25 protein-coding genes are annotated in these 26,272 nt (G+C 60.9%); 18 read left to right on the forward strand and 7 right to left on the reverse strand.

Features of this window, described 5'->3' with window-relative positions:
• Positions 1-155: 155 nt before the first annotated feature.
• Both FGE21_RS12130 and FGE21_RS12135 read left to right on the forward strand, forming a co-directional pair.
• Positions 156-860 (forward strand): CoA transferase subunit A, encoded by a 705-nt coding sequence (locus FGE21_RS12130; RefSeq protein ID WP_139663561.1) that lies wholly within the window; start codon positions 156-158, stop codon positions 858-860.
• Between the two features lie 3 nt (positions 861-863).
• On the forward strand, positions 864-1,493 hold the full coding sequence (locus FGE21_RS12135; RefSeq protein WP_139663562.1) for a 3-oxoacid CoA-transferase subunit B: 630 nt from the start codon (positions 864-866) through the stop codon (positions 1,491-1,493).
• A gap of 91 nt (positions 1,494-1,584) precedes the next feature.
• On the opposite strand, the gene FGE21_RS12140 is transcribed toward FGE21_RS12135, so the two are convergent.
• Positions 1,585-2,358: a lytic transglycosylase domain-containing protein gene (locus tag FGE21_RS12140; RefSeq protein ID WP_255731540.1), complete on the reverse strand. Its 774-nt coding sequence runs from the start codon at positions 2,356-2,358 to the stop codon at positions 1,585-1,587.
• Here FGE21_RS12140 and FGE21_RS20070 point away from each other — a divergent pair.
• From FGE21_RS20070 to pdeM, 16 genes are all read left to right on the forward strand, one after another.
• On the forward strand, positions 2,357-2,593 hold the full coding sequence (locus FGE21_RS20070) for a hypothetical protein (protein ID WP_176695432.1): 237 nt from the start codon (positions 2,357-2,359) through the stop codon (positions 2,591-2,593). The genes FGE21_RS12140 and FGE21_RS20070 overlap by 2 nt on opposite strands.
• 162 nt (positions 2,594-2,755) lie before the next feature.
• Positions 2,756-2,965, forward strand: a complete 210-nt coding sequence (locus FGE21_RS12145; protein ID WP_139663563.1) for a Flp family type IVb pilin — start codon at positions 2,756-2,758, stop codon at positions 2,963-2,965.
• Between the two features lie 113 nt (positions 2,966-3,078).
• On the forward strand, positions 3,079-3,252 hold the full coding sequence (locus FGE21_RS20075; RefSeq protein ID WP_176695434.1) for a hypothetical protein: 174 nt from the start codon (positions 3,079-3,081) through the stop codon (positions 3,250-3,252).
• Positions 3,253-3,460: 208 nt separating this feature from the next.
• Positions 3,461-4,324: a Flp pilus assembly protein CpaB gene (cpaB, locus tag FGE21_RS12150; RefSeq protein WP_139663564.1), complete on the forward strand. Its 864-nt coding sequence runs from the start codon at positions 3,461-3,463 to the stop codon at positions 4,322-4,324.
• A gap of 217 nt (positions 4,325-4,541) precedes the next feature.
• Entirely contained in the window at positions 4,542-5,930 is a 1,389-nt protein-coding gene (locus FGE21_RS12155; RefSeq protein ID WP_139663565.1) for a type II and III secretion system protein family protein, read from the forward strand.
• Positions 5,931-5,952: 22 nt separating this feature from the next.
• Entirely contained in the window at positions 5,953-6,573 is a 621-nt protein-coding gene (locus FGE21_RS12160; RefSeq protein ID WP_139663566.1) for an OmpA family protein, read from the forward strand.
• Between the two features lie 238 nt (positions 6,574-6,811).
• A complete protein-coding gene (locus FGE21_RS12165; RefSeq protein ID WP_139663567.1) occupies positions 6,812-8,056 on the forward strand; it encodes an AAA family ATPase in 1,245 nt (414 codons plus the stop codon).
• Between the two features lie 30 nt (positions 8,057-8,086).
• Complete coding sequence (locus FGE21_RS12170; RefSeq protein ID WP_139663568.1) at positions 8,087-9,532, forward strand: CpaF family protein; 1,446 nt, start codon at positions 8,087-8,089, stop codon at positions 9,530-9,532.
• A complete protein-coding gene (locus FGE21_RS12175) occupies positions 9,532-10,500 on the forward strand; it encodes a type II secretion system F family protein (RefSeq protein WP_139663569.1) in 969 nt (322 codons plus the stop codon). Before FGE21_RS12170 ends, FGE21_RS12175 begins: the two co-directional genes overlap by 1 nt.
• A 10-nt stretch (positions 10,501-10,510) precedes the next feature.
• Positions 10,511-11,482, forward strand: a complete 972-nt coding sequence (locus tag FGE21_RS12180) for a type II secretion system F family protein (RefSeq protein ID WP_139663570.1) — start codon at positions 10,511-10,513, stop codon at positions 11,480-11,482.
• A gap of 11 nt (positions 11,483-11,493) precedes the next feature.
• Positions 11,494-12,099 (forward strand): tetratricopeptide repeat protein, encoded by a 606-nt coding sequence (locus tag FGE21_RS12185; RefSeq protein WP_139663571.1) that lies wholly within the window; start codon positions 11,494-11,496, stop codon positions 12,097-12,099.
• 33 nt (positions 12,100-12,132) lie between these two features.
• Complete coding sequence (locus FGE21_RS12190) at positions 12,133-12,984, forward strand: lipopolysaccharide assembly protein LapB (protein WP_139663572.1); 852 nt, start codon at positions 12,133-12,135, stop codon at positions 12,982-12,984.
• Positions 12,985-12,999: 15 nt separating this feature from the next.
• Positions 13,000-13,497: a prepilin peptidase gene (locus FGE21_RS12195; RefSeq protein ID WP_139663573.1), complete on the forward strand. Its 498-nt coding sequence runs from the start codon at positions 13,000-13,002 to the stop codon at positions 13,495-13,497.
• A gap of 212 nt (positions 13,498-13,709) precedes the next feature.
• Positions 13,710-15,017, forward strand: a complete 1,308-nt coding sequence (locus FGE21_RS12200) for an ATPase (RefSeq protein ID WP_139663574.1) — start codon at positions 13,710-13,712, stop codon at positions 15,015-15,017.
• Positions 15,018-15,092: 75 nt separating this feature from the next.
• A complete protein-coding gene (locus tag FGE21_RS12205) occupies positions 15,093-17,510 on the forward strand; it encodes a ligase-associated DNA damage response DEXH box helicase (RefSeq protein WP_139663657.1) in 2,418 nt (805 codons plus the stop codon).
• Positions 17,511-17,527: 17 nt separating this feature from the next.
• Positions 17,528-18,196: a ligase-associated DNA damage response endonuclease PdeM gene (gene pdeM / locus FGE21_RS12210; RefSeq protein ID WP_139663575.1), complete on the forward strand. Its 669-nt coding sequence runs from the start codon at positions 17,528-17,530 to the stop codon at positions 18,194-18,196.
• An 86-nt stretch (positions 18,197-18,282) separates the two neighbouring features.
• On the opposite strand, the gene folD is transcribed toward pdeM, so the two are convergent.
• The 6 genes from folD to FGE21_RS12240 form a co-directional block, all read right to left on the reverse strand.
• Positions 18,283-19,185 (reverse strand): bifunctional methylenetetrahydrofolate dehydrogenase/methenyltetrahydrofolate cyclohydrolase FolD, encoded by a 903-nt coding sequence (gene folD / locus FGE21_RS12215; protein WP_139663576.1) that lies wholly within the window; start codon positions 19,183-19,185, stop codon positions 18,283-18,285.
• A gap of 219 nt (positions 19,186-19,404) precedes the next feature.
• Entirely contained in the window at positions 19,405-21,081 is a 1,677-nt protein-coding gene (locus FGE21_RS12220) for a formate--tetrahydrofolate ligase (RefSeq protein WP_139663577.1), read from the reverse strand.
• Between the two features lie 185 nt (positions 21,082-21,266).
• Complete coding sequence (locus tag FGE21_RS12225) at positions 21,267-21,848, reverse strand: sulfurase (protein ID WP_139663578.1); 582 nt, start codon at positions 21,846-21,848, stop codon at positions 21,267-21,269.
• A gap of 267 nt (positions 21,849-22,115) precedes the next feature.
• Positions 22,116-24,035: an ATP-dependent zinc metalloprotease FtsH gene (ftsH, locus tag FGE21_RS12230; protein ID WP_139663579.1), complete on the reverse strand. Its 1,920-nt coding sequence runs from the start codon at positions 24,033-24,035 to the stop codon at positions 22,116-22,118.
• Positions 24,036-24,124: 89 nt separating this feature from the next.
• Positions 24,125-25,417 (reverse strand): tRNA lysidine(34) synthetase TilS, encoded by a 1,293-nt coding sequence (gene tilS / locus FGE21_RS12235; RefSeq protein ID WP_139663580.1) that lies wholly within the window; start codon positions 25,415-25,417, stop codon positions 24,125-24,127.
• Positions 25,408-26,271, reverse strand: a complete 864-nt coding sequence (locus FGE21_RS12240) for a tetratricopeptide repeat protein (protein WP_139663581.1) — start codon at positions 26,269-26,271, stop codon at positions 25,408-25,410. The genes tilS and FGE21_RS12240 overlap by 10 nt, the downstream gene beginning before the upstream one ends.
• Position 26,272 lies beyond the last annotated feature (1 nt).

Here is a 26,272-nt window from a genome sequence, read left to right on the forward strand (position 1 = left end):
TGGCAATGCGGCCCCGCAGACACACATCCGGCGATCTGGCGCGCGGGATGTGTGGTCGGCCTCGGTAGAAATACCTATCCCGTTCCGTATTCGTTGACTCGACACCGCTGCTGAGGCGATTAGCTTGAGGCAGAGGAAATGGAAGGGAGAGTTCCATGAAAAAAGTTTACGGCTCTGCCGCGGAGGCACTGGATGGTGTGCTGTTCGATGGCATGACAATCGCTGCGGGGGGCTTTGGCCTCTGTGGCATTCCCGAGATTTTGCTGGAGGCGATCAAACAGGCCGGCACGCAGAACCTAACGTTTGCATCCAACAATGCAGGCGTCGATGATTTCGGCATCGGCATCCTGCTTCAGACCAAACAGGTCAAGAAGATGATGTCTTCGTATGTTGGTGAAAACGCAGAGTTCATGCGCCAGTATCTGTCGGGGGAGCTGGAGCTGGAGTTCAACCCACAGGGCACATTGGCCGAGCGCATGCGGGCCGGTGGCGCGGGCATCCCCGGGTTCTACACCCGGACCGGCGTCGGAACCCAGATCGCCGAGGGCAAGGAACACAAGGACTTCAACGGTCAGACCTATATCCTTGAGGAAGGTATTTTTGCCGATCTTGCCATCGTCAAGGCCTGGAAAGCCGACGAGACCGGCAACCTGATCTTCCGCAAGACCGCACGCAATTTCAACGCGCCCGCCGCAACCTGTGGCAAGATCTGTGTCGCCGAGGTGGAGGAGATCGTGCCCGCAGGGAGCCTTGACCCCGACGGCATTCACCTGCCCGGCATATACGTGCATCGCCTGATCCAGGGCGAGCATGAGAAGCGCATCGAACAGCGCACCGTACGCCAGAAAGAGGAGGCCTGATCCATGGCTTGGGACCGCAATCAAATGGCGGCACGCGCCGCACAGGAACTGCAGGACGGCTGGTACGTGAACCTCGGCATCGGCATTCCGACGCTGGTGTCGAACTATATTCCCGAGGGGATGACGGTCACGCTGCAGTCAGAGAACGGCATGCTGGGCATGGGGCCTTTCCCGTTCGAGGGCGAGGAGGATCCGGACCTGATCAATGCGGGCAAACAGACGATCACCGAGCTGCCGCATACGGCCTATTTCGACAGCGCGACGTCCTTTGCCATGATCCGGGGTGGCAAGATCGCCATGGCCATCCTGGGCGCGATGGAAGTTGCTGAGAATGGCGACCTGGCAAACTGGATGATCCCGGGCAAGCTGGTCAAGGGGATGGGCGGTGCCATGGATCTGGTGGCCGGTGTTGGTCGCGTGGTTGTCGTCATGGATCACGCCAACAAACACGGCCAGTCCAAAGTCCTGAAAGAATGCACTTTGCCCCTGACCGGGACCGGTGTGGTGGATCGCATCATCACCAACCTCGGCGTGCTTGACGTCGTTGAGGGAGGCCTGAGGATCGTTGAGACCGCCGAGGGCGTCACCCAAGACGAGCTGCGCGCCGCGACTGAAGCGACCATTGTGGACTAAACGGCCTCCTTCGATTTTCGAAGGAGGTGGGCGGGGGCGCGGCGGGCGAGACGAAGTCTTGTCCCACTCCGGTTCCATTCCGCCTTCCCCGTCACTTCATCAGCTGAAAGACGCAGCCGTCCGATATCATGATCGGCGGCGTGGCACACAGGTTACGGGCAAGGCTGTAGGCTGCAAGGACCTTGGGGACGTAATCGCGGGTCTCCGCGAAGGGCGGCACGCCTGCATGGTCCCGTACCGCTCCGGCCCCGGCGTTATATCCGGCCAGCACCAGCATGGGGTCCCCTGAAAACTCACTCATCAACCAGTCGAGGAACCGAACGCCCCCGAGGATATTCTGCTGCGGGTCAAATGCATCGACAACACCAAACCGATCCGCTGTCGCAGGCATCAGCTGCATCAGCCCCTTGGCCCCTGCTCCGCTCATTGCATGCGCCCGCCCGCCCGACTCCACGGCCATCACCGCCAGAGCCAAAGCCGGGGACACTTCGGTTCCGATCGTGGAGGTCAACAAGGCCACCCCATGCGCACCGATCATATCCTGCAGATCCTGAAGCCGCGGCACTGGCACCTCCGCACGCTGGTCCAGCACCGCCAGCCCCTCCGCCAGACGCCCGGGCGATGCCCCTGCGAGGTCTCCGCCGACTGCCTCCCAGAACCAGTCATACCGGGCAACCGCAGCTGACGGCACAGGTGAGCCGTCCGGCGCCCCGACACGATCTGCCGGCTCAGGCGCGGCCGGGTCGATCTGGACCGTGATCCTCCGTTTCGTACCGGGATCCGGCGGCCGGATTCGCTTGGCCTCGAACTCGGGAAACACCGCAGGCCCGGCTGCGTCCTGCGCGAAGCCGGGACCGACCATCATGAGGCCTAAAAATGCGACCGCCGCCGGTTTCATCGTCTCGCTGCTCATCCCGGAATCTGATTTATCCGGAATCCTGGGGGAAATCGTCGCGGAAATCCAGCCGGAGCGCCAGAAATTGGACGGTTTCGCCACATTTGCTCCTTATTCAGCTCTGCAAAAGGCGGCAAAATCAGCGCCTCTTGCAATATTTTCATTCCTGCTCAACACCTTACAGAATTCACTAATATTTTTTTAATCTCAAAGGCAGACGTCCGGGTTTCGGCCCAATTGCTGCCATGCTGCTCCCGGATAACAGGGACATCCAAAGCGGAACGTCATCAGGCAGGTGAGAGAGCGGATGACACAAAAGTTCCGGCGCGGATACCAACATTCTATCGATCCTCAGGAGGGACGTTCCATGATCAAATTCTTCAAAAACTTCCGCAAAGACGACTCCGGTGCCGTAACCGTTGACTGGGTTGTTCTGACCGCCGCCGTCGCCGTTCTGGCAGGTATTGTTTACACCTCCATCGAAAACGGTGCGTCTGACCTGACCGAAAGCACCGGCAACTTCCTGTCCGACCTGGATCCAGGTGCAGAAGAAGCAGCAGAAACACCCCCGGCATAAGCCCCGCGGACAAGTCAGGTTCGAGGATCGTGTGATCCTGGCATGAGCATTTCGGGCTGCAATTTGATTGTAGCCCGAAATCATCCCGGAGGCATCGACGGTGAGGTGTACTCGTGAAGACACTCAAGACATTTCTAGCCTCTGATGACGGGGCGATTTCCGTCGACTGGGTTGTATTGGCGGCCGCTGCTGTTGTTCTCGCGGCCCTGATTTCATCCGCAATGCAGGATGGGGCCCTGGGTCTGGCCAACGCATTGGCGGGATTTATGTCGAATTGGACGTTCTGAACGCTCCTCGGCCACGGTCAGCACCGGATAGCCCATACGAGGCCGCTGTGCGCGCCTCTAAAGTCCTTCGCATTATCGGGCACATACGAGCGACCGATCCGCCCTCGGCAGCGTCTTGGCACAGTTAACCCTGGCATAGTGAATGGAGCCCATCCATTCCGCCAAATATCGCAGATCACAGTTTCGCCCATCACAGAAAGGGACCCCCATGAGAGCCGTTTTTGGACTTGTCCTCATCGTTGGCGTCGCCCTTGCGGGGGGGGCTGTGATGATGGCAAAAAACTACATCGAAGCGCATCAGGCCGCCCTCGCCCGGGAACGCGCCAAGGGTCAGCAGACCATGCCGACGATCGATGTCTATGTGACGACCAAGCAATTGAACTACGGTCGCCGATTGACCAAAGAGGACGTCCGCGCCGTCAAATGGCCGAAAAATGCGGTGCCAGACGGAATTTTCACGTCCACGGATGAGCTGTTTCCGTCCCAGCACCCGAATGACGCAAGATACGTTCTTCGTACGATGGAAAAAGGCGAGCCGCTGATGGCCGTCAAGATCACCGAACCCGGACAGGACGCGGGCATCACCTCCCGCCTGGAGCGCGGCATGCGGGCCTTTGCAATTCGCGTCGACGTGGCAAGCGGCGTGTCTGGTTTCCTGCGTCCCGGCGATCACGTGGACGTCTATTGGAGCGGCCGCCCGCCGTCCGCTCGCGGAGAAGACCGGCGTGGTGATGTCACCCGCCTGATCCAGTCCAATATCGAACTGATCGCCGTTGACCAGATCGCCGCCGCAGACCTGAGTGGCGCCATGATCGCGCGGACCGTCACCGTCACCGTCCGCCCCGAGCAGGTCGCGGCCCTCGCCCAGGCGCAGGTCACCGGTCGCCTGTCGCTGTCCCTTGTCGGCGCAGAGGACGATACCGTGGCGGCCATGGTCGAAGTCGATCAACGCAAATTGCTCGGCCTCGGAGAAATAGAAGCGCCTCAGCGGGTGGTGGAAGAAAAAGTCTGCACCATCCGGACCCGCCGCGGCGCCGAGGTTGTGAACATTCCCATTCCCTGCAGCAACTGACAGACGTCAAGATAATTCAATCGTTTACAGCAAGCTCCGCAGCTCGGATAGGGCATGCGGAGCTTGGCCGTTTCAGCACAGTTCACAGCCAAGACCCTATCAGCTTCACCCTCGAAGCCATTGATTCTTGCAATGAAAGGCGAAGTAGCGCAGATTGGCTACAAAATTGGGGCACCAAGACCCCGCATATCGAGGCGTGATCGGAAAGGCAGGTCACATGTCAATTGGACGTTTTTTTGCGGCAGCCCTCACCGGGCTGACCCTTTTAGGTGCATTCCCCCCTGATGCGGCCATGGCGCAGGGGATCAAAGTGGTGAAAAAGGGAACCAACTCCATTCTCGACGTGCCGATGAACCGGGCCGTTGTGGTGGAGGCCGATGTGCCCTTTGCGGAATTGAGCATCGCCAACCCCGGCATCGCGGATATCTCTTCGCTGTCGGACAGGACGATCTACGTGCTCGGCAAATCTCCGGGGATGACCACATTGACCCTGCTGGATGCGTCGGGGCGGCTGATCACCAACGTGGATGTCCGCGTTGCGGCCGATGTCACAGAGTTCAAGCAGCGCCTGCAACAAATCCTGCCGAACGAAAAAATCGAAGTGCGCACGGCCAATGACGGCATTGTGCTGTCCGGCAACGTCTCGAGTTCCCAACGTCTGCAGCGTGCATTGGACCTGGCCGAACGCTATGCACCGGACCGGGTCAGCAACCTGATGACGGTGGGCGGCGTGCAGCAGGTGATGCTGAAGGTCCGCTTTGCCGAAATGCAGCGCTCGGTCAGCAAGTCCCTCGGCTCTTCGGTCGCCTTGGGCGGCTCCGATGTGGCGGCGGAAACCGGCACCTGGCTGCTGGGCGACAATGGTCTGGGCAATGCAATTCAGACGCAGGAAGATACCATCGGCGCGTTGTTCTTCGGCTTTGATATCGGATCTGTCGAATTCGGGGTGCTGCTGGAAGCGCTGGAGCAGAAGGGGCTGGTGCGGACCCTCGCGGAGCCGAACCTTTCGGCGCTCTCCGGACAAGAGGCAAACTTTCTCGCCGGGGGGGAATACCCGATCCCGGTTGCGCAGGAAGAAGGGGCCATCTCGATCGAGTTCAAACCGTTCGGGATCGAGCTGAACTTTATCCCGCGGGTGGTGGACGGCGATCTGATCAATCTCGAACTGAAGGCGGCAGTCTCGGCCATCGACACCACCAATTCCGTCACGCTCAACGGCTTTTCAATCAACGCGTTCTCGCGCCGTGAAACCTCCACCACGGTCGAATTGCGCGACGGAGAGAGCTTTGCCATTGCCGGTCTGATCGAAGACCAATTCCTTGATAACGCGGCACAGGTTCCATGGCTGGGCGATGTTCCGGTTCTGGGCGCCCTGTTTCGCAGCGCCGATTTTGAGCGCAACCAGAGCGAGTTGGTGATCATCGTTTCGGCGCATCTGGTGACACCGACCCGGGGCGAGGCGTTCTCCCTCCCAACCGACCGCATCAGGCCGCCGAGCGAAAAGAACCTCTTTCTCTTTGGCCGGACAGAACGCGTCCAGCAAGGTGCAGCAGGCGAAGTCGCGCGACAGGACTTTGACGGCTCTTACGGCTATCTCCTCGACTAACGGATCAAGAATGGCGGCGCAGATGTTGAAATTCACAGCAATTTTCGGACTGATCCTGACCACGGGAGCCTGCGCCTACAAAGAGGCCGGAGAACCGCTGGACGGCAGATACTTTGGCGCGGCGACAACAAATAACACAGCCGTTTTGTCAGGGGATCGCAGCTATCGGGTGCAACTGGCAAACCGGTTTGCGAATGACGTGCCGACCACCATCAACTTTGACTTTGACAGCGCCCGCCTTGATGGTGCCGCCCGTCAGGTCCTGAGCACGCAGGCGAATTGGATCCGCCAGTTTCCCGAGGTCCGGTTTCGGGTCTACGGCCATACCGATGCCGTGGGCAGCCAGGGATACAACAAGTCGCTGGGGTTGAGACGGGCGCGCGCGGCCGTCAATTACCTTGTTTCGCAAGGCATCAGCCGTCAACGGCTGGAAGCGGTTGCGTCTTTTGGCGAAACCCAGCCTCTGGTGCTGACCGATGCGCCCGAACGCAGAAACCGCCGCACCGTCACCGAGGTCAGCGGCTTTGTGGCCGCGCGCGTCAATGAACTGGACGGCAAATACGCCGCAGTGATCTACCGCGACTACGTCCAGAGCGCAGTCGTGCAAACGACCCTGACGAACGAAGGATCCCTCGGCGAATAGGCGCGTCCCGAGCTCTCCCGCGTCCCCAATGAGGCCAGCAAACTCGCAGCCCGGCAGTCGCCTGCTGATGATACGACTTGTTAGGGACGATTGATTTTTCCCACATTCGGTTTTTTTTAGCCCTACTCTTGCCCATATTGAGGACGACACTTGTCCTGAAGGGTGCCCTCTGTCGTTTGACGGGGCACAGGTCTGCCAACGGCTATGGCCGGGACCGAACAATGTGGGGATACTGGCGATGACGAGCGGGAATTCGCAACCGGATGCAGCGCCTATCGCGGCCTGTACCATCAGTCGCGATGTGCAAAACTTTGATCTTCTGATCGAGGACATGGAAACGGTCATGGGAGAAGCCTGGGGCGACCTTGGCTTTACCGAGGCGCTTGCGTTCTTTTACCAGCCTGAAGCTGAAACCGTCGAATTCGTCGCCATTGCCATTGATTCTCAGGACGAAGAGCATCTGCCGCTGATGGGGGAGATCATCACCCAGGCGAAATCCCGGGGCATCAAGGTCATTCTGGTGGCAGAAGACGTCACCCCGGCGGCGCTTCACAAACTGCTGCGTCAGGGGGCTGATGAATTCATCCCCTACCCCCTGCCCGAGCAGGAGCTTGCCGCAGCCGTCGAACGCCTGCGCCGACCTGCTGAGCCCGTGGCCCCAGCCGCAGCCCCCGCCCGCGCCCACAAACTCCATGCCGACAGCCAGCGCGAAGGGGCTGTTATCGTGGCACAGGGGCTTGCCGGAGGCACCGGGTCGTCGACATTTGCCGTCAATCTGGCCTGGGAACTGGCCGAATTGACCGCGTCCGACCGCCCCAGCGTCTGCCTGCTGGACCTCGATCTTCAGACCGGCTCGGTTTCCACCTACCTCGACATGCCGCGACGCGACGCCGTGATGGAGATGCTGAGCGAGACCGAGGCCATGGACGAGGACATCTTTGGCCAATCCCTGATTTCATATCGTGACAAGCTGCAGGTGCTGACCTCGCCTGCGGATATGGTGCCGCTGGAATTCATCACCCCCGAGGACATCCTGCGGGTGGTGGAGATGGCACGCAGCCATTTCGATTTCGTCGTCATAGACATGCCACATACGTTGGTTCAATGGACCGAGACGGTGATGACCCTTGCCCATGTGTATTTTGCCCTGATCGAGCTGGACATGCGCTCGGCTCAGAACGCCTTGCGGGTCAAACGGGCGCTGCAGGCCGAGGATCTTCCCTTTGACAAGCTGCGGTTCATCCTGAACCGGGCACCGAAGTTCACCGACCTGAATGGCAAAGCCCGGGTCAAGCGATTGGCAGAAAGCCTTGGTATTTCCCTCGACGTCCAGCTGCCGGACGGTGGGAAAAGCGTTCTGCAAAGTTGCGATCACGGACAGCCGCTGGCCCTGTCTGCACCCAAAAATCCCCTGCGCAAGGAAATCGCCAAACTGGCGCGAAGCCTGCATGAGCTGGGAAATTCGGATGCAGAGGCGGCTTGAAGGACGGCGTGACACCCTGGGGTTCAAACAATGTTTTCTAGATACAAAAAAGCATCTCCCGCACCGAAAACGGCGCAACCGCGCCCGGATGCCCCCCCTGCGGCACCGGCCGTCGCAGAAGGTGTGAAAACCGTTCTGAGACGCCCCACAGGCCGCAAGGCCGCAGAGGCCGCGCCGCCGGACCGGGAGCGCAAACGCAAGGAACGCATGAGCGAGATCAAGGTCGAGCTGCATCGCGAATTGCTTGAGAATCTGAACCTCGCGGCCCTTGAGACGGCGACAGAGGCCGATTTGCGCAATGAGATCGCCTCTATTTCCAGCGAGGTATTGCAAGACAAGAACATCGTGCTGAACCGTGAGGACCGGCAGCAGCTCAACAAGGAGCTCTATGACGAAGTGACCGGCCTCGGTCCGCTTGAGACATTGCTGAAAGACGATAGCGTCTCGGATATTCTGGTGAACGGGCCGCATCAGATCTTTGTGGAGCGCGCAGGCAAGCTCGAAGTCTCCGACATCACCTTCAAGGACGAACGCCACCTGATGCGGATCATCGACAAGATCGTGTCGGCGGTGGGCCGCCGCGTCGATGAATCCAACCCCTATGTGGATGCCCGTCTGGCCGATGGTTCACGCTTCAACGCGATGGTGCCGCCGGTCGCGGTGGACGGATCCCTCGTTTCGATCCGAAAGTTCAAAAAAGACAAGTTGGGCATCGACGATCTGGTGAATTTCGGGGCTTTCACAGAAGAAATGGCGGCATATCTGCAAGCCGCCGTCTCCACGAGATTGAATGTGATCGTGTCCGGCGGCACCGGTTCCGGCAAGACGACCACCCTCAACGCCCTGTCGAGCTTCATCGATAATGCCGAGCGTATCCTCACCATCGAGGACACCGCCGAACTGCAGCTTCAGCAAACCCACGTGGGTCGGATGGAAAGCCGCCCGCCGAATGTGGAGGGCAAGGGCGAAGTCTCCCCCCGGGATTGCCTCAAGAACGCTCTGCGGATGCGCCCCGACAGGATCATCGTCGGTGAGACCCGCGGCAGCGAGGTCATCGACATGCTGCAGGCGATGAACACCGGCCACGATGGGTCCATGACCACCATCCACGCCAACTCGGCCCGCGACGGCATATCGCGACTGGAAAACATGATCGCCATGGCCGGCATTGAAATGCCGATCAAAGCCGTGCGCAGTCAGATCGCATCGGCGGTCAATCTGATCGTGCAGGCCTCGCGCCTGCAGGACGGATCTCGCCGGATGACCTCGATTTCGGAGATCACCGGCATGGAAGGGGATGTCATCTCCATGCAGGAAATCTTTCGCTTTCAGCGCATGGGATTGACCCCTGACAACAAAATCATCGGGCATTTCACCGCGACGGGTGTCCGCAGCCACTATGCAGAGCGGTTCCGCCTTTGGGGCTACGATTTGCCGCCCTCGATCTATGAACCCACAGTGATGGAGCACCGCTGATGCAAATCGGAATGGAACCGGTCATCTACGGGCTGATCTTCATCGGCGTTCTGGTGCTGGTCGAAGGTATTTATCTCGTGACCTTCGGCAAATCGATCAGCCTCAACAGTCGCGTCAACCGCCGCCTCGACATGCTGGAAAAGGGGGCCAACCGCGAACAGGTGCTGGATCAGCTCCGCAAGGAGATGCAGCAACACCTGAGCTCGCGGTCGATCCCGCTCTATTCGCTGCTTGCGGAACGGGCGCAAAAAGCCGCCATTGCCTTTTCTCCGCGACAGTTGATCATGATCATGATCGGCCTTGCCGGGATCGCCTATGTCGGTCTCAGCGTCGGCACTCAGGCGGAACCACCCGTGCGCGCGCTGGCCTCCGTCATCATCGGTGTCGGCGCCGTCTTCTTCTGGGTCAATTCCAAGGCCAAGAAGCGTCTGGCGATGCTTGAGGAGCAATTGCCGGACGGGGTTGAGCTGATGGTGCGCAGCCTGCGCGTCGGACATCCCTTCACCTCGGCCATCCAGATCGTCGCAAAAGAGGTCGAAGACCCGCTGGCCACCGAATTTGGCATCATCGCCGATGAATGCGCCTATGGTCGGGATGTGGGCGAGGCGCTGAAGGATATGGCGGAGCGGCTGGATATTCAGGATCTGCGGTTCCTGGCGGTGGCGGTGACCATCCAACAGCAATCGGGTGGTAACCTGGCCGAGGTTCTCGCCGGTCTCGCCAAGGTCATCCGGTCCCGGTTCCGCCTGTTCCGCAGAGTGAAGGCCATCACCGCCGAAGCGCAATGGTCGGGAAAGTTTCTGTCCGGTTTCCCCGTCTTTTGCCTCGGCTCGACGCTGATCAATGATCCGACCTACTACGACGGGGTGATGGATCACCCTTGGTTCATTCCCGCCTGCTTCATCGTCGGCGGCATGCTGACGGCCAATCTTTTTGTGATGCGCATGCTCACCAATATCCAGGTCTGAGGGGGCTGCCATGAACCCGGTCACATTCGTACAAGACGTTCTGGTCACACAATTCGGCGAGTTCGGACCGCTGCTGGCACTGGGATTCGTCGGGATCGTGCTGGTGGCCGTTGCCGTGGGCCTGATGCTCAATCAGCCCGAGGACCCGCTGAAAAAGCTGCAGCGCAGCCTGAATGAAACGCAATCTGCACAGCCCAGGAAAGAACGGCTGCGTCAGGCCAACCGCAACGAACAATTGCAGAAATTCGCCAACTTCCTGGAGCCACAGAACGCGGAAGAGCTCTCGGCGATGGAGCTGAAGCTGCGTCAGGCGGGATACCAGTCCAAGGACGCGGTGCGCCTGTTCCACTTCGCCCAATTCGCGCTGGGGCTGGTGGGGCTCGGCCTCGGGCTGGTCTTTGTCTATGTGATGAATGCGGATGTGGAATACACCACGCAGGATGTGGCATTGCGTGTGATCGGTCCCGGCGGCGCCTGCTATTTCCTACCGAGGTACTGGATCACCCGCCGGATCGAAGAACGCAAACAGGCGATCACCCGCGCCTTCCCGGACGCGCTGGACATGATGCTGGTCTGTGTGGAGGCGGGACAGTCGATGGATCAGGCCATCGTCCGCGTGGCCCGCGAGCTGAGGGCATCTTACCCGGAACTGGCCGAAGAATTCGAAGTTGTCGCCTATGAAATGAAGGCGGGCAAGGACAAGGACAAGGTCATGCGCGACATGGGCACACGGTGCGGCGTGCAGGACGTGTCTTCCTTCGTCACCGTCATGATCCAGTCGGCGACCTTTGGGACGTCCATTGCCGAGGCGCTACGGGTCTATGCCAGTGAAATGCGGGACAAACGCGTGATGCGCGCAGAAGAAGCCGCAAACAAGTTGCCAACCAAAATGACCCTTGCCACAATGGGGCTGACCGTGCCTCCGCTGCTGATCATTCTGGTTGGCCCCTCGGCACAAGGCATCTCCAACTTGGGAAAATAGAGCAGAGCCTCATGACGTTCAGGACCAGGCGCCCCCCCCTTTTCCGCCTTGTCCCACCCGCGGTCGCCGCCTGCGCATGTGCGTTGGTGGCGGCTTGCGTGATGGGGCCGGGCAACGGGGCATTCAATGGCAAGGCCAGCGGCCCATGGGCCCCCGGCGTCGATACCCGTGCGCAGGCCGTCAACGGGCTGGATGTGGGTCATCGGTTGATGGCGGCCGGGCAATATGAGCTGGCCATCGATGCATTCAACCGGGCCGCCCTCGACGAAGGGCTGACGCCCGAGATCCTGTCCAGTCTCGGCTCGGCCAACCTGGGCCTCGGTCGGCTGGGTCAGGCAGAGAGCCTCCTGCGGCGCGCGGTCAAGGGCGCACCGGACTGGCCGGAAGCGCTGAATAATCTGGGAATTGTCCTGCTGGAGCGCGGCAAGACCGCAGAAGCCGAGCAGATCCTGCGCCGGGCCTATGCGCTGGACAATGGCGAAAGTGACGCAATACGCGATAATTTGCGTCTGGCCCTCGAAAATCTTGACAATCCGGGCCATAGTGAGGCCAACGGCAGTGAATATAAATTGGTGCGCCGGGGCGGTGGAGTATACCGCATTCAAACGACACCATAACGCCAGAGGCAGAGCAGAAAAGGACGCAGAATTATGCGCCAAATGTTTCTTTTGTCCGCAGGTCTGATCGGGGCACTGACACTTGCCTCCTGCAGCAAGGAAATCGACAAAGAAGCTGTCGAACGCGCCTTGCAGGACGTCAACGTCATCGATGAGAGCAATCTCAACAACGTCATCCTCAACAGCTCCGATCCCAATGAGGCAGTCAGCTATTTTCAGCGCAGCGTTGCGAAAAACCCCGACCGGATTGATTTCAACCGCGGTTTGGCGGGCTCTCTGGTGCGGGCGAAGCGCTATACCGAGGCCGTCTCCGCCTGGCAACGTGTTGTCGCGCTGCCGGAGTCTGGCGACGCCGACCGGGTGGACCTCGCGGATGCCTTGATCCGGACCAATGACTGGGCGCAGGCCAAGACTGTCCTGACCTCGGTGCCGCCCACCCATGAAACCTACAAACGATACCGCCTCGAAGCGATGGTTGCCGACTCCGAGAAGAACTGGAAAGCGGCCGACAGCTTTTATGAGACGGCCATTGGCCTGACCACCACGCCGGCGGGTGTGTTCAACAACTGGGGCTATTCCAAGCTGACGCGGGGCGATTATACCGAAGCCGAGCGCCTTTTTGGCGAAGCCCTCCGTCAGGACCCGAACCTGTTCACCGCCAAGAACAACCTTGTTCTGGCCCGAGGCGCACAGCGCAACTATAGCCTGCCCGTCATTGCCATGACCCAGACCGAGCGGGCGCAGCTGTTGCATACGATGGCGCTCTCTGCGGTCAAACAGGGTGATGTCAGCACCGGGGAAGGCCTGTTGCGCGACGCGATCGACACCCACCCGCAGCACTTTGATGCCGCCGCCCGGGCGCTTGAAGCGCTGGAAAAAGGCTGAGCGGGGCCGGAGGGGATGCATTTTCCTGCGCAGGCTGCAATCTGGTTTCTGCCCCTGGTCCTGCCCCTGTGTTTTCTGGTGGCTCTGACGGACCTGCGGGCCATGCGCATTCCCAATTGGATGGTCGACACGCTGGGCGGGCTCTATGTGGTGCTTGGGGCTCTGGTGATGCCGACCTGGGCCGACTATGGCTGGCATCTTTTACATCTGCCCATCGGCATCGCCATCGGGTTCTTGTTCTACACCGCCGGGCTCGTCGGGGCCGGAGACGCCAAATTTGCAGGAGCAGCAGCCCCTTATGTCGCTTTTGCAGATCTGTCGCAGGTGGTGATCATCTTTACCGCGACCTTGCTGGCCGGGGTTTTCGCCCACCGGGTCGCCCGCCACACCCCCCTGCGCCGTCTTGCGCCGCAGTGGAAAAGCTGGGACGCGGGCAGCAAGTTTCCAATGGGCCTGTGCCTTGGCGCGACGCTTGCGATCTATCTTTGCCTCGCGGCCATTTACGGCCCCTGATCCGGCAACCTGGCCGTGCCCTGCGGGTATGTTCAGGCTCCACTTTGGGTCCATTCCGGCCGCGATGGCCCGGAAACAGCCGACAATCAACCAAGCTATTCGCGGAAATGCTACAGCTCCGCCGCGGTCTTGCCACAGTATTGCATAGTCTCTGACCAAACGGCGACCAACGGCGTCCCGCACCCGCCATCCTGAAAGAGGCCCCGTCAGATATGAACATGCAGACCACCTCCGTGATCGCGCCCCCTGTTCCCAAAGGCATGGCCGAGATGCGCCTGCCCTTGGTGATGATGCGGGACATTCTGTTGAAAACCATGTTCCGCAAGACGCTGGACACCGTCACCGACTTGTCGGAGGCCATCTGCCTGCCCGCTTCGGTCACTCAGGAATTGGTCGATATTGCCCGCGACCAGAAACTGCTAGAGGCCACCGGCACGCTCAATGCCAATTCCGGCAACGAGATGGCCTATCAATTGACCGACGCGGGCAAGGCGCGCGCTCTGGATGCGCTCTCGCAATCGGAATACTTCGGCGCCATGCCGGTGCCGCTTGATGTATATCGCGAGCAGGTCAAACGTCAGTCGATCCGAAACATCATGGTGACCCGTCAGCAACTGACCGCTGCCATGGGGCACCTGATCCTGCCCGACAGCCTGCTTGACCATCTCGGCCCCGCTGTCAGCGCCGGCCGTTCCATTCTCATGTACGGGCCCCCGGGCAATGGGAAATCCTCCATCTCCAATGGCATTCGGGATGCTTTGGGCGACCGGGTCTATGTGCCGCGCGCGATCGAATATGCCGGTCAGGTCATCACCGTATACGATCCCGTCGTGCACAGCGCGGTGGCAACGGAGGCACCAGATCCGAACGCGCTGCGCAAACACCGCCGGTTTGACGAGCGCTACGTCTGCTGCGAGCGGCCCACTGTGGTCACCGGCGGCGAGCTGTCCCTGTCGATGCTGGACCTGGTCTATAATCCGACCGCCCGGACCTATCAGGCGCCGCTGCAACTCAAATCCACCGGCGGGATTTTCATCGTCGATGACCTTGGCCGTCAGGCGGAGTCGCCCCAGGCCCTTGTCAACCGCTGGATCGTTCCCCTCGAGGAGGGGCGCGATATCCTCTCGCTGCAATCGGGCGAAAAATTCGAAGTCCCCTTCGACACGCTGGTGATCTTTTCCACCAATTTCCACCCGAATGAGATTTTCGACCAGGCGGCGTTGCGCCGGATCTTTTTCAAGATCAAGATTGACGGCCCCAATCAGGAGAATTTCCTCAAGATCTTTGCCTTGGTCGCGCGCAAGAAGGGTATCCCCCTTGACGAGGCCGCCCTGGTGCATCTGCTGAAGACCAAATACCCCACGATTGACAACGCCTATGCCAACTACCAGCCGGTGTTTCTGATCGATCAGATGATTGCCATCTGCGAATTCGAAGGCCTGCCCTATCAAATGTCTCCGGATCTGATCGACCGGGCCTGGGCCAACATGTTCGTCAGGGATGAGACGATTGTGAAGTAAGCGAGACAAGGCCGATGCGGCGACCGGGGTCGAATTTCTTTTGGTCGCATCGACAGTTTGGACTAAATGGGGAACATGGAATGCCTGCCCCCTCAGATCCTGCGCTGGTTCTCGGACCGTGGATGGTCCCCTCATCCGCATCAGATGGAGATGCTGGCGCGCCGCAATGCGCCCGCAACCCTGCTGATCGCGCCGACAGGCGGCGGCAAAACGATGGCCGGTTTCCTGCCCACTCTGGCGGAGCTGGCGGAGGGCACGCATGAGGGGCTGCATACGCTCTATATCTCGCCGCTAAAGGCGCTGGCCGCCGACATAAAACGCAACCTCACGCAACCGGTCACCGAGATGGGACTGCCGATCCGGATTGAGGACCGCACCGGGGACACCTCTGCCGCGCGCAAGCGCCGCCAACGGGCGGATCCTCCGCATATCCTGCTGACCACACCTGAAAGCCTCGCGCTGCTGATCTCCTACGATAATTCGGACCATATCTTTCGGGGCCTGCAACGCGTGATCGTGGATGAGGTACACGCCTTGGCCGAAAGCAAACGCGGCGATCAACTGATGCTGGCGCTGAGCCGTCTGCAAGCGATCTGCCCGGGGCTGCGCCGGGTCGGCCTCTCGGCGACGGTCGATGATCCGGACGCATTGGCCCGGCGTCTCGCCCGCCACCCAGATCCCTGTGAAATCCTACAGGCGGACCCCGGTCCCGCGCCGGACATCACTATGCTGGAGACATCCGCGGCTCCGCCCTGGGCCGGGGGGGGCGCAGCCTATGCGATCCCCGCTGTGCTGGATCAGCTGCGCCGCCACAGGACGACATTGATCTTTCACAACACCCGTGCCCAGGCCGAGATCTTTTTCCACAACCTGTGGCTCGCCAATGACGACGCGCTGCCGATCGCCATTCACCACGGATCACTCGACCGCACCCAACGAGAGCGCGTGGAGGCGGCGATGGTGCGCGGAGACCTGCGCGCGGTGGTCTGTACCGGCTCGCTCGACCTGGGGATCGATTGGGGCGATGTCGATCTGGTGATACAGATCGGCGCGCCGAAGAACGTCAAACGCCTGGTGCAGCGGATCGGTCGCGCGAACCACCGCTACAATGCGCCCTCCAAAGCGCTGCTGGTTCCTGCGAACAGGTTCGAGGTCATCGAATGCCTCGCCGCGCTAGAGGCCGCCCGGCAAGGCGAGCTGGACGGCGCCCCCCTGCCGCCCGGCCCTCGTGATGTGCTGTGTCAGCACATCCTGATCACCGCCTGCGCCGGGCCGTTTTCTTCCGACGCGCTCTATGGCGAAGTCACCACGGTCGGCGCATATTCCGATCTGCCCCGGTGCGAATTCGATGCCTGTCTGGAGTTCTGTGCGACCGGCGGCTACGCGCTGCGGGTCTATGATCAGTGGCAACGGCTGGTGCAGCGACCGGACGGGCGCTGGCAATTGCGCGATCCCCGAGCGACCCTGCGAATTCGCATGAATCTCGGGACCATTCAGGACACGGATACCTTGAAAGTCCGCCTGAAACGCAGTCGCGGAGGCAAACCACTTGGCGAGATCGAAGAAGGCTTCGCCGCCACGCTCAGCCCCGGTGACACCTTCCTGATTGCAGGGCAGATCGTGCGTTTCGAAGGCCTCCGCGAGATGACCGTCGAAGTCACCCGCAACGCTGCGCGCAAACCAAAGGTCGCCACGTTCAACGGCACCAAATTTGCCACCTCCACCCAGCTCTCGGCGCGTATTCTCGCCCTCCTCAATCAACAGGGCTGGCCTGACCTGCCCCAACACACCGCCGATTGGCTGACCCTCCAGACGCAGGTTTCACAAATGCCACGTCCCGGCCGGCTCCTGGTGGAGAGCTTTCCCCACGACGGGCGGGAACACACCTGCGTCTACGGCTTTGCAGGCCGAAACGCCCAGCAAACGCTGGGGTTGCTCCTGACCAAACGCATGGAGGACCTGAACCTCGCGCCCCTCGGCTTTGTGGCGACGGATTATGCCACGCTGATCTGGGGGATGGAGCCCACCACCGACCCAAAGGCGCTTTTGTCGCTCATCACATTGCGCAGAGGGCTGGACGGATGGCTGGCGGAAAATGCCGTCATGAAACGGACATTTCGCACCGTCGCGACGATTGCTGGTCTGATCGAACGCAACACCCCCGGGCAACGCAAATCCGGGCGACAAGCCAGCTTCTCCTCCGATATCCTCTACGACACCTTGCGCAAATACGACCCCGACCATCTCCTGCTGCGGATCACCCGCGAAGAGGCCCAGCGTGGACTGGTGGATTTTGCCCGCATTGAAGAGATGATGGCGCGTGTCGGCGACCGCGTGGACCATTGCCAGCTTGCCAGGATCTCCCCCCTGGCCGCCCCTCTCCTGCTGGAAGTCGGCAAAGTTCCGATCAAAGGCGCCGGTGTCGAAAGGCTGATGGCGCGAGAAGCCGAGAAGCTGATGCAGACGTCCGGCCTTGCATCGCTGACCCAATGAGGGCAACAGCTCAAGACATGCTCCCCCATGGACCCACCACCGGATTTGACTTCACCCTCAGCGGCGCGCGTCTTTGCGCGCTTGGCGCCGGTGCCCTCTGGTGGCCCGCTCAGCGAACGCTCGTTGTCTCCGATCTGCACCTCGGGAAAAGCGACCGCGTGTCCCGCCGTACGGGTGTCTTCCTGCCGCCCTACGAAACACGGGACACTCTCGACCGCCTGCAAGCGCTGATCAACGATCTCAACCCGCAATCTGTCATCTGTCTGGGCGACACATTCGATGACGATACGGCGGCCCGAAACCTGCCTCAGGCGGACAGGACGAAGCTGCAGGGCATGATGCAGGGCCGGCGATGGATATGGGTCGAGGGCAATCACGACCCCTCCCCCCCAGCGCTCGCAGGGGAGGCGCTGGCCGAATTCAACACCCCGCCCCTGACATTCCGTCATGTCGCGGCGCAGGGCACGACGGGGGAAATCAGTGGCCATTACCACCCCAAGGCAAGCCTGCGCGGCCAGTCCCGGCCGGCCTTCCTGCTGGACCGAAACCGCCTGATCCTGCCGGCCTTCGGCACCTACACCGGCGGCCTGCGATGCACGGATCCGGCCTTGACCTCTGTGATGGAACACAACGCTCTGGCGATTCTGACCGGACCGGTGCCGCTGCCTCGCCCTGTGAACGGATAAAGGACGGAACCCGCAAAGGGCCCGCTATTTCATCTTTTCCGAAATACCTCCGCCGGAGGCCGCGCCGCCGCGGCGGCACATTCCCGTCAGGCCGTCAGGCCCTCCGGCTCTGGCAGATTATTGGCACGACAACAGGCCGTCACGGTATTCGCCAGCAGACACGCAATGGTCATCGGCCCAACCCCGCCCGGAACCGGCGTAAGGGCGCCCGCACGCGCTGCGGCGCTCTCATAGTGAACGTCGCCAACAAGTCGCGTCTTCCCCTCGCCCTTCTCCGGTGCATCCACCCGGTTGATGCCCACATCGATGACAGTGGCGCCCTCCTTGATCCAGTCGCCCGGCACCATCTCCGGGCGCCCGACGGCAGCCACCACGATATCGGCCCGGCGTACTACCTCCGGCAGGTCCTTGGTGCGACTGTGCGCGATGGTCACAGTGCAGCTATCCCCCAGCAGCAATTGCGCCATCGGCTTGCCGACAATATTCGACCGTCCGATCACCACAGCGTCCATTCCGGACAAGGATCCGTGATAGTCACGCAGCATCATCAGGCAGCCAAGCGGCGTACACGGCACCATCGACTTCTGCCCGGTGCCCAACAGGCCCACATTGGAGATGTGGAAACCATCCACATCTTTCGCCGGAGAGATCGTGTTGATCACCAAATCCTCGTCCAGGTGTTTGGGTAACGGCAGTTGCACCAGAATGCCGTGCACCGAAGGATCCGCGTTCAGCGCCTCGATCAATGCCAGCAAATCCGCTTCTGACGTGTCATCGGCCAGCCGGTGCTCAATGGAGTTCATCCCGACTTCGACAGTCTGTTTGCCTTTGGAACGCACATATACCTGCGAGGCCGGGTCCTCACCGACAAGAACCACCGCCAGGCCGGGGATGATGTCATGTTCCTCTTTCAGCCGCGCCACATGTTCGGCCACCTGGCCCCGAACCCTGGCCGCAAAGGCCTTGCCGTCAATAATATCTGCTGCCATCACTTCGTTCCTTTTGAAGGTGCCAGCCCCCGGTGGGGACCAACTCAATTCTCGGGGAGATCCCGCATGTTACGGGTCTCACGGCACATCGGCCCCGCTATGATCTTTGCGCCAAACTGCTCCGGCAAGGCCGCGACCAAGACCCCGACATGACCCCCGACCAGATCCAAGACCAGATCCAAGACCGGGGCCCGCGATGCAGATTGCCTATTTTCCGCTCTAGAACAAGCCTTCGATCTGACCTTCATCATTCAGATGTATGGTTTCCGATGCAGGTCTGCGCGGCAGGCCAGGCATGGTCATGATTTCACCGCAGACCGCCACCACAAACCCCGCCCCGGCCGAAAGACGCACCTCGCGCACCGGCACGGAATGCCCGACAGGTGCGCCGCGCCGCTCGGGATCGGTGGAGAAGGAATACTGGGTTTTCGCCATGCAGACCGGCAGATGGCCATATCCGGCAGCCTCCCATTCCTTGAGCTGGTTGCGGATTTTTGCGTCGGCCAGAACCTCATCCGCCCGGTAAATGCGCTTGGCAATCGTTTCGATCTTCTCAAACAACGGCATGTCATCCGGATAGATCGGTCCGAAATTCGCCGTTCCGCCGTCAACCAGTGCCACCACTTTTTCAGCCAGCTGCGCCGCGCCTTCCGACCCGAGTTCCCAGTGGCGGGACAGAACCGCATCGACCCCATGGGTCGCGACATAGTCTCTGACCGCATCGATTTCGGCCTCGGTGTCGGTCACGAAGTGATTGATGGCCACGATGGTCGGAACCCCGAAGGATTTGACGTTTTCAATATGGCGCCCAAGGTTGGCGCATCCGCTTTGAACCGCGGCCACATTTTCTGCGCCGAGATCCGCCTTGGCAACGCCCCCATTCATTTTCATCGCCCGGACGGTGGCGACGATCACAACCGCCGCAGGCGCCAGACCCGCCTTGCGGCATTTGATATTCATGAACTTTTCGGCCCCGAGATCCGCGCCAAAGCCCGCTTCGGTGACCACATAATCCGCAAGCTTCAACGCGGTCCTTGTTGCAATCACGGAGTTGCAGCCATGGGCGATATTGGCAAACGGGCCACCGTGCACAAAGGCGGGATTGTTTTCCAACGTCTGTACCAGATTGGGCTGCATGGCATCCTTGAGCAGCACAGTCATGGCACCTTCGGCCTTGAGATCACGGCAGTAAACGGCCGTCTTGTCGCGGCGATAGGCCACGATTATGTCGCCGAGGCGCTTCTCAAGATCTTTCAGATCGTTCGCCAGACACAAGATCGCCATGACCTCAGAGGCGACGGTGATGTCAAAGCCCGTTTCCCGTGGGAACCCATTGGAGACCCCACCAAGCGAGGCGGTGATCTGACGCAGGGCGCGATCATTCATATCGACCACACGCCGCCATGTCACACGCCGCGTATCAATCTCCAGCTCATTGCCCCAATAGATGTGGTTGTCGATCATCGCAGACAACAAGGAATGCGCCGAGGTGATGGCATGGAAATCGCCGGTGAAATGGAGGTTCATCTCCTCCATCGGCACCACTTGCGCCATGCCGCCACCTGCAGCGCCGCCTTTCATCCCGAAGTTCGGCCCGAGGGAGGCTTCGCGGATACAAATCATCGCGCTCTTGCCGATCCGGTTGAGGCCGTCCCCCAAGCCCACGGTCGTCGTGGTCTTGCCTTCCCCCGCGGGCGTCGGATTGATCGCGGTCACCAGGATCAGCTGACCGTCCTTTTTGCCCTGAACGGATGTGATGAACTCCTGGCTGACCTTGGCCTTGTCGTGGCCATAGGGCAGAAGGTCCTCATGGGTCATCCCCAATTTGGCACCGATCTCCTGGATCGGACGCTTCTTCGCTTCGCGGGCGATTTCAATGTCACTCTTGTAGCTCATGGGTCTGGCTCCTAAGTGGCGGGTTGGCAGGATCCGGCGACGGGTCACCAGAGGCTGTTCTAGGCATATCTGCAGATCGGGCAGGCGCGCCATTGTTTTCCGACATAAAAGTGCCGCGAAACGGCGCCAGAAATGCTCAATACTGCGCAGCGCCCATCACAAAGAGAAGAATATTCGCCTGCGGTCTATCCCTCTTCGCGCCAGCCGCGCTGGCTGGGCACAAAGAGCCGCAACCTGTCCCCGAGGTTCATCCGGCCGGGACATTCAACCCAGGCCGTGATGCCGCGTCGGTTTTCGGCAGCCCTCTTGAACTTGGGTCCGAAACCGCTGTGATCCTTCTCGATTTCACGCCCCGGAAGCACGCAGGGGCGGTTCTCCATATCGATGGTGAGTGTCACCCCGTCCGGTCCCTGCAGCCGCGACGAGGGCGGCACAAAGGTAAAGTCGGGGATCCCACGGATCACAATCGATGCCCCGAGGTGGCGTGGATCGATATGGTCCAGCCCCATCTCATCGGCAATCAACGCCAACTCTTCTTCCGACAGAATCGTGAGCTGCCGGACATTTCGGATTTCCGTGCCGTTCTGGTAGAGGTTTTTGACCCGCACACAGGAGGCACGCTCGCAGCCCTCGTGGCGCTCGCCCGTAATTCCGTGAAACCCGAGATCGAGGGCATCGCGCCGCTCGGCCTGAATGCTGCCGCCTGCAGGCACCATTCCCAGCCAGGTGATCTCAGCGCCGAAACGCGACTCGCGTAGAACAGACATGCGGCATTCCCTATATGGTTGCGGCTCTATCAGCCAGCTGGTGGCACCATAGTATCCATGCACGAGGATGCAAACGCACAGGCTGCCAAAGCGATGAAACTTTGGCGATGCTTTGCAAATGCTGTGCGATCAATGTCTGCTGGCCGTGCAACCCTGCGGGCCGCGCCGGGGCTGTCTGAGATCAGAATCATGCCGGAAACGAACAAGGGCACCCGTCAGGATGCCCTTGTATCAAAGTTTTGCTGTATCAAAATATTGGGGTCTGGATCAGGCCGTAGGCTCTGGCTCCGGCTCCATCCCCTCTTCTGGTGGGGCTTTCTTGGATTTGGCCTTCGGGATCGCCGTCACCGACGTGGCGCCAGTGTCGGCATCATCATCCGCGTCATCATCGGATTGCGGCGGCTCGCCGTTCATCACGCGCTTGATCTCTTCACCGGTCAGTGTTTCATATTCCAGCAGCCCCTCGGCCAGCCTTTCCCACTCGACCTTGTTGTCCTGCAGGATCTGGAAGGCGCGTTGGTAGCCCTCTTCGATGAAGCGTTTCACTTCCTGTTCGATCAGCTCTTTGGTGTTCGCAGAGACAGAGAAGCCACCGGTATTTCCCGAATAGCCCTCATGCGCCTCGGCATAGTCGATATTGCCGACCTTGTCCGACATGCCCCAGCGCAGAACCATGGCCCGCGCAAGCTGGCTGGCCTGCTGAATATCACCGGCGGGACCGTTGGACACATGGCCTTCGCCATATTTCATGATTTCGGCCGCCTTGCCCGCCATGGTCATGGCCAGCTTTTGCTCACACTCGTCCTTGTGCCAGTTGAGGCGATCCATTTCGGGCAGCGAAACCACCATGCCCAAAGCGCCGCCGCGGGGAATGATCGTGGCCTTGTAGACCGGGTCACATTCCGGCAGGCGCAAACCGACAACCGCGTGGCCCGCCTCGTGATAGGCGGTTTTCTCTTTTTGATCCGCCGTCAGCACCATGGAGCGGCGCTCGGCCCCCATCATGACCTTGTCCTTGGCGTTTTCAAAATCTTCCATGGTGACGAACCGACGACCGACGCGGGCGGCCATCAGTGCAGCCTCATTGACAAGGTTTGCCAGATCGGCACCGGAAAAGCCCGGCGTCCCGCGTGCGATGATGCGCAGATCGACATCGGCCCCAAGCGGCGTTTTGCGGGCATGGACGCCGAGGATCTTTTCGCGGCCTTTGATGTCCGGATTGCCGACCGTGACGTTGCGGTCAAAGCGGCCTGGACGCAGCAAGGCCGGGTCCAGCACGTCCTTGCGGTTGGTCGCCGCCAGGATGATCACGCCCTCATTGGCCTCAAAGCCATCCATTTCGACCAACAGCTGGTTGAGCGTCTGTTCCCGTTCATCGTTGCCGCCGCCATAGCCGGCGCCACGATGACGGCCAACGGCGTCAATTTCGTCGATAAAGACGATACATGGCGCGTTCTTTTTTGCCTGCTCGAACATGTCGCGCACCCGCGAGGCACCGACGCCGACAAACATCTCGACAAAATCGGAACCGGAGATGGTGAAGAACGGCACCCCGGCCTCGCCCGCAATCGCACGGGCCAGAAGGGTTTTACCGGTCCCCGGAGGGCCCACCAGCAAGGCGCCCTTCGGGATCTTGCCACCGAGGCGCGAGAACTTCTGCGGGTTGCGCAGGAATTCCACGATCTCTTCCAGCTCTTCCTTGGCCTCATCTATGCCCGCCACGTCGTCGAACGTCACCCGGCCGTGCTTTTCGGTCAGCATCTTCGCCTTGGACTTGCCAAAGCCCATCGCGCCACCTTTGCCGCCGCCCTGCATCCGGTTCATGAAGTAGATCCAGACACCGATCAAAAGCAGGAAGGGCAGCAGAGTGAGCAGGAAGGACTGGAACGTCGACTGCTGCTGTTTCTCCGCCCGCACCGGGATGTTGTTGTCGATCAGCATCTGGGTGACTTCGGCGTCGCCTGGCTTGATCGTGGTGTAGCTCTGACCGTCTGACGTGGTGAAGCGGACCTGCTCCCCGTCAAGTGTGACCCGGCTGACCTGACCGTCATCGACGGCAGATACGAATTCCGAATAGGTCCTTTCGCGGCTCTGTAATGTGCTGCCGGATCCGCTGAACAAGTTGAACAGGGTCACGACAAGCAGAAACAGAACAACCCAAAAGGCGATATTACGTGCGTTGCCCAAAATGGCTCTCCCAAGAATTCCAAGGACGTCACGGCACTAGCACGCGACGACCGTCAGTTGTACCTAAAATAAGGATGATTTGGTGAGGTTCAATGCGATAAAGTTCCGGACGCCCATGTCGCGGGCGACCTGATCGCCGCAACCGACCAGTCAGAGGTGGCCTGAAGCACCGGAACAGAGCGCAATTCATCCCCGGACCACACCCCCGGCAACGGCAAAATGACCTCGCGCGGGACGCCGTACTGGCGCCAATCGGTCAGTTGCCGGATGCCGTCTTCACCGACCGGTCGAATCTCGATTGCCGCTGCACCCTCCCGAGCCTGCCGGGTGGCGTGGATGCGCCAGGTCTCGTCCCAGATCACCTCCGCCTGGCCTGAGGCGGGAAAGACCCGCCGCAGATCGCGCACCGCCTGAAGCTCCCGGCAGACCCAGAATCCGCTGCCCCTGCGCAGGATCCGGCAGCCCTGAATCGTTGTGCTGCGCCCCGCCTGCATCGCGCGCATCGCATCCTGAAGAGCCATGCGGCGCGGCGGATATACCGCGCCCGAAACATAGGCCAGCGCCCGCACCACAAGGCGACGCGCCAGATCTTCCGGCAGCTGCTCAAAGCCTGCGGCATCAATCATAACAGCACCGTAGCGCAGGCAGGCGATGTCCGTGGCGGCGGCCTGCGTTGCTTGTGACAGGGCTGCCTCTGCCATGCGCATGTTCTCCGCCACCGCCGCCAGGGCCTCGGCGGTCACGCCCAGAGGCTCCAACGCCCGGAAGGCATCCCGGATTCGCACCCGTTCGAATCGCCTGTCCTGATTGCTGGGATCGTCACTCCAGCTGATATCTCGCGACAGAAGAAAATCACGCAGATCCCGGCGACGCAGCCCCAGCATCGGACGCAGGATCTCCACCCCGTCGCGGTGGTGGCGAACCGGCATGCCCGACAGGCCGGTCACCCCCGAAGCGCGCCTGAGACGCATCAGCACGGTTTCGGCCTGATCGTCGGCAGTGTGGCCAACCGCCACCTGAGCAATGCCACGGGATTTGGCCCAGTCCCCCAGGAGACGATACCGCGCCGCCCGCGCGGCCCCTTGCAGGTTCCCCTGATCGGCCGGATTTTGCCATGTCAGAATATCGTGGGACAGCCCGAGGCCTGCGGCATGGGTTGCAACCGCCTCTGCCTCGCCGCGTGATTCGGCTCGCAATCCGTGATCGACGGTCGCAACATGAAGCTGTGTCTCGGTGCCCGCGACCAGATCGGCGAGCAAATACATCAGCGCCAGAGAATCACTCCCGCCCGAAACAGCGACCCCCAGCGACGGCGGCAGTGGCACGCCGATTTGCCGGAGGATTTCCGTTGTCAGCGCCTCTGCTGAGGGGGTCAGGAACACGCCAGTCTGGCCCGCTCCTGCTCTGCACTGGTCACCATCGGGTCAGCAGGAAAACGAACGGCCACTTCCGCCAATGTGATACAGGCCTGATCCACCTGTCCGAGACGGCCAAGCGCCGCGCCAAGTTCAAACAGAGCCTCCGGCGCGATGGCCCCGGTGGTGTCGCCGGTGAAGGCGGCCAGATAGGCGCGCGCGGCTTCCCGCGTGTCACCGAGACCGTCCAGAGCCTTGCCCCGTCCGAGGTCCACTTTGGCGGTCAGTGGGCTACCGGGGTAGGCGGATTTGAAGACCTCAAGCTTGGCGGCGGCCGACTGAAAGGCCTGCGCTTCCAGATCAGCCATGGCCGTCTGAAAATCGGCCTCTTCTCCGACGGCGAGTTCCCCTGCGATGACGGTTTGGGGCCCGGACGGATCCGGCGCCTGGCCGAGCCCGGTCGCGCCCGCCGCTTCCTCAGCGCCGCCGAGCGTGGTCGTCTCACCCAATTGCGACAGGTCGCCGCCCTCCAGCTCGACCAGGCGGAATTCCAGATCCCCGATCCGATTGGTGCCATCATCCACCACACGCTGCACACGGTGCTGCAGCTGTTCGGTCTGTGCGGTCAGGCGCTGCAGCTCCTCCTCGATGGCGGTAACGCGCTCCAGCACCGAGGACCCCGCAAGCGACGTCGACGGCGCTCCGGTGGTCGACAGCTCCCGGTTCAGACGCTGAATTTCCACATGCAGAACGGTTAGTTCCTGGCGGATGTCCGCCAATGTCTGATCCCGCTCCTGTGCGAAGGACGGCAAGGCACTGGCCGCGAGCAAAGCCGTGGAAACCAGTGCCGTGGAAAGAAGGATTCGCCGAAAACCAGACATC

This window comes from Phaeobacter sp. B1627 (assembly GCF_006265095.1).
GTDB lineage: Bacteria > Pseudomonadota > Alphaproteobacteria > Rhodobacterales > Rhodobacteraceae > Epibacterium.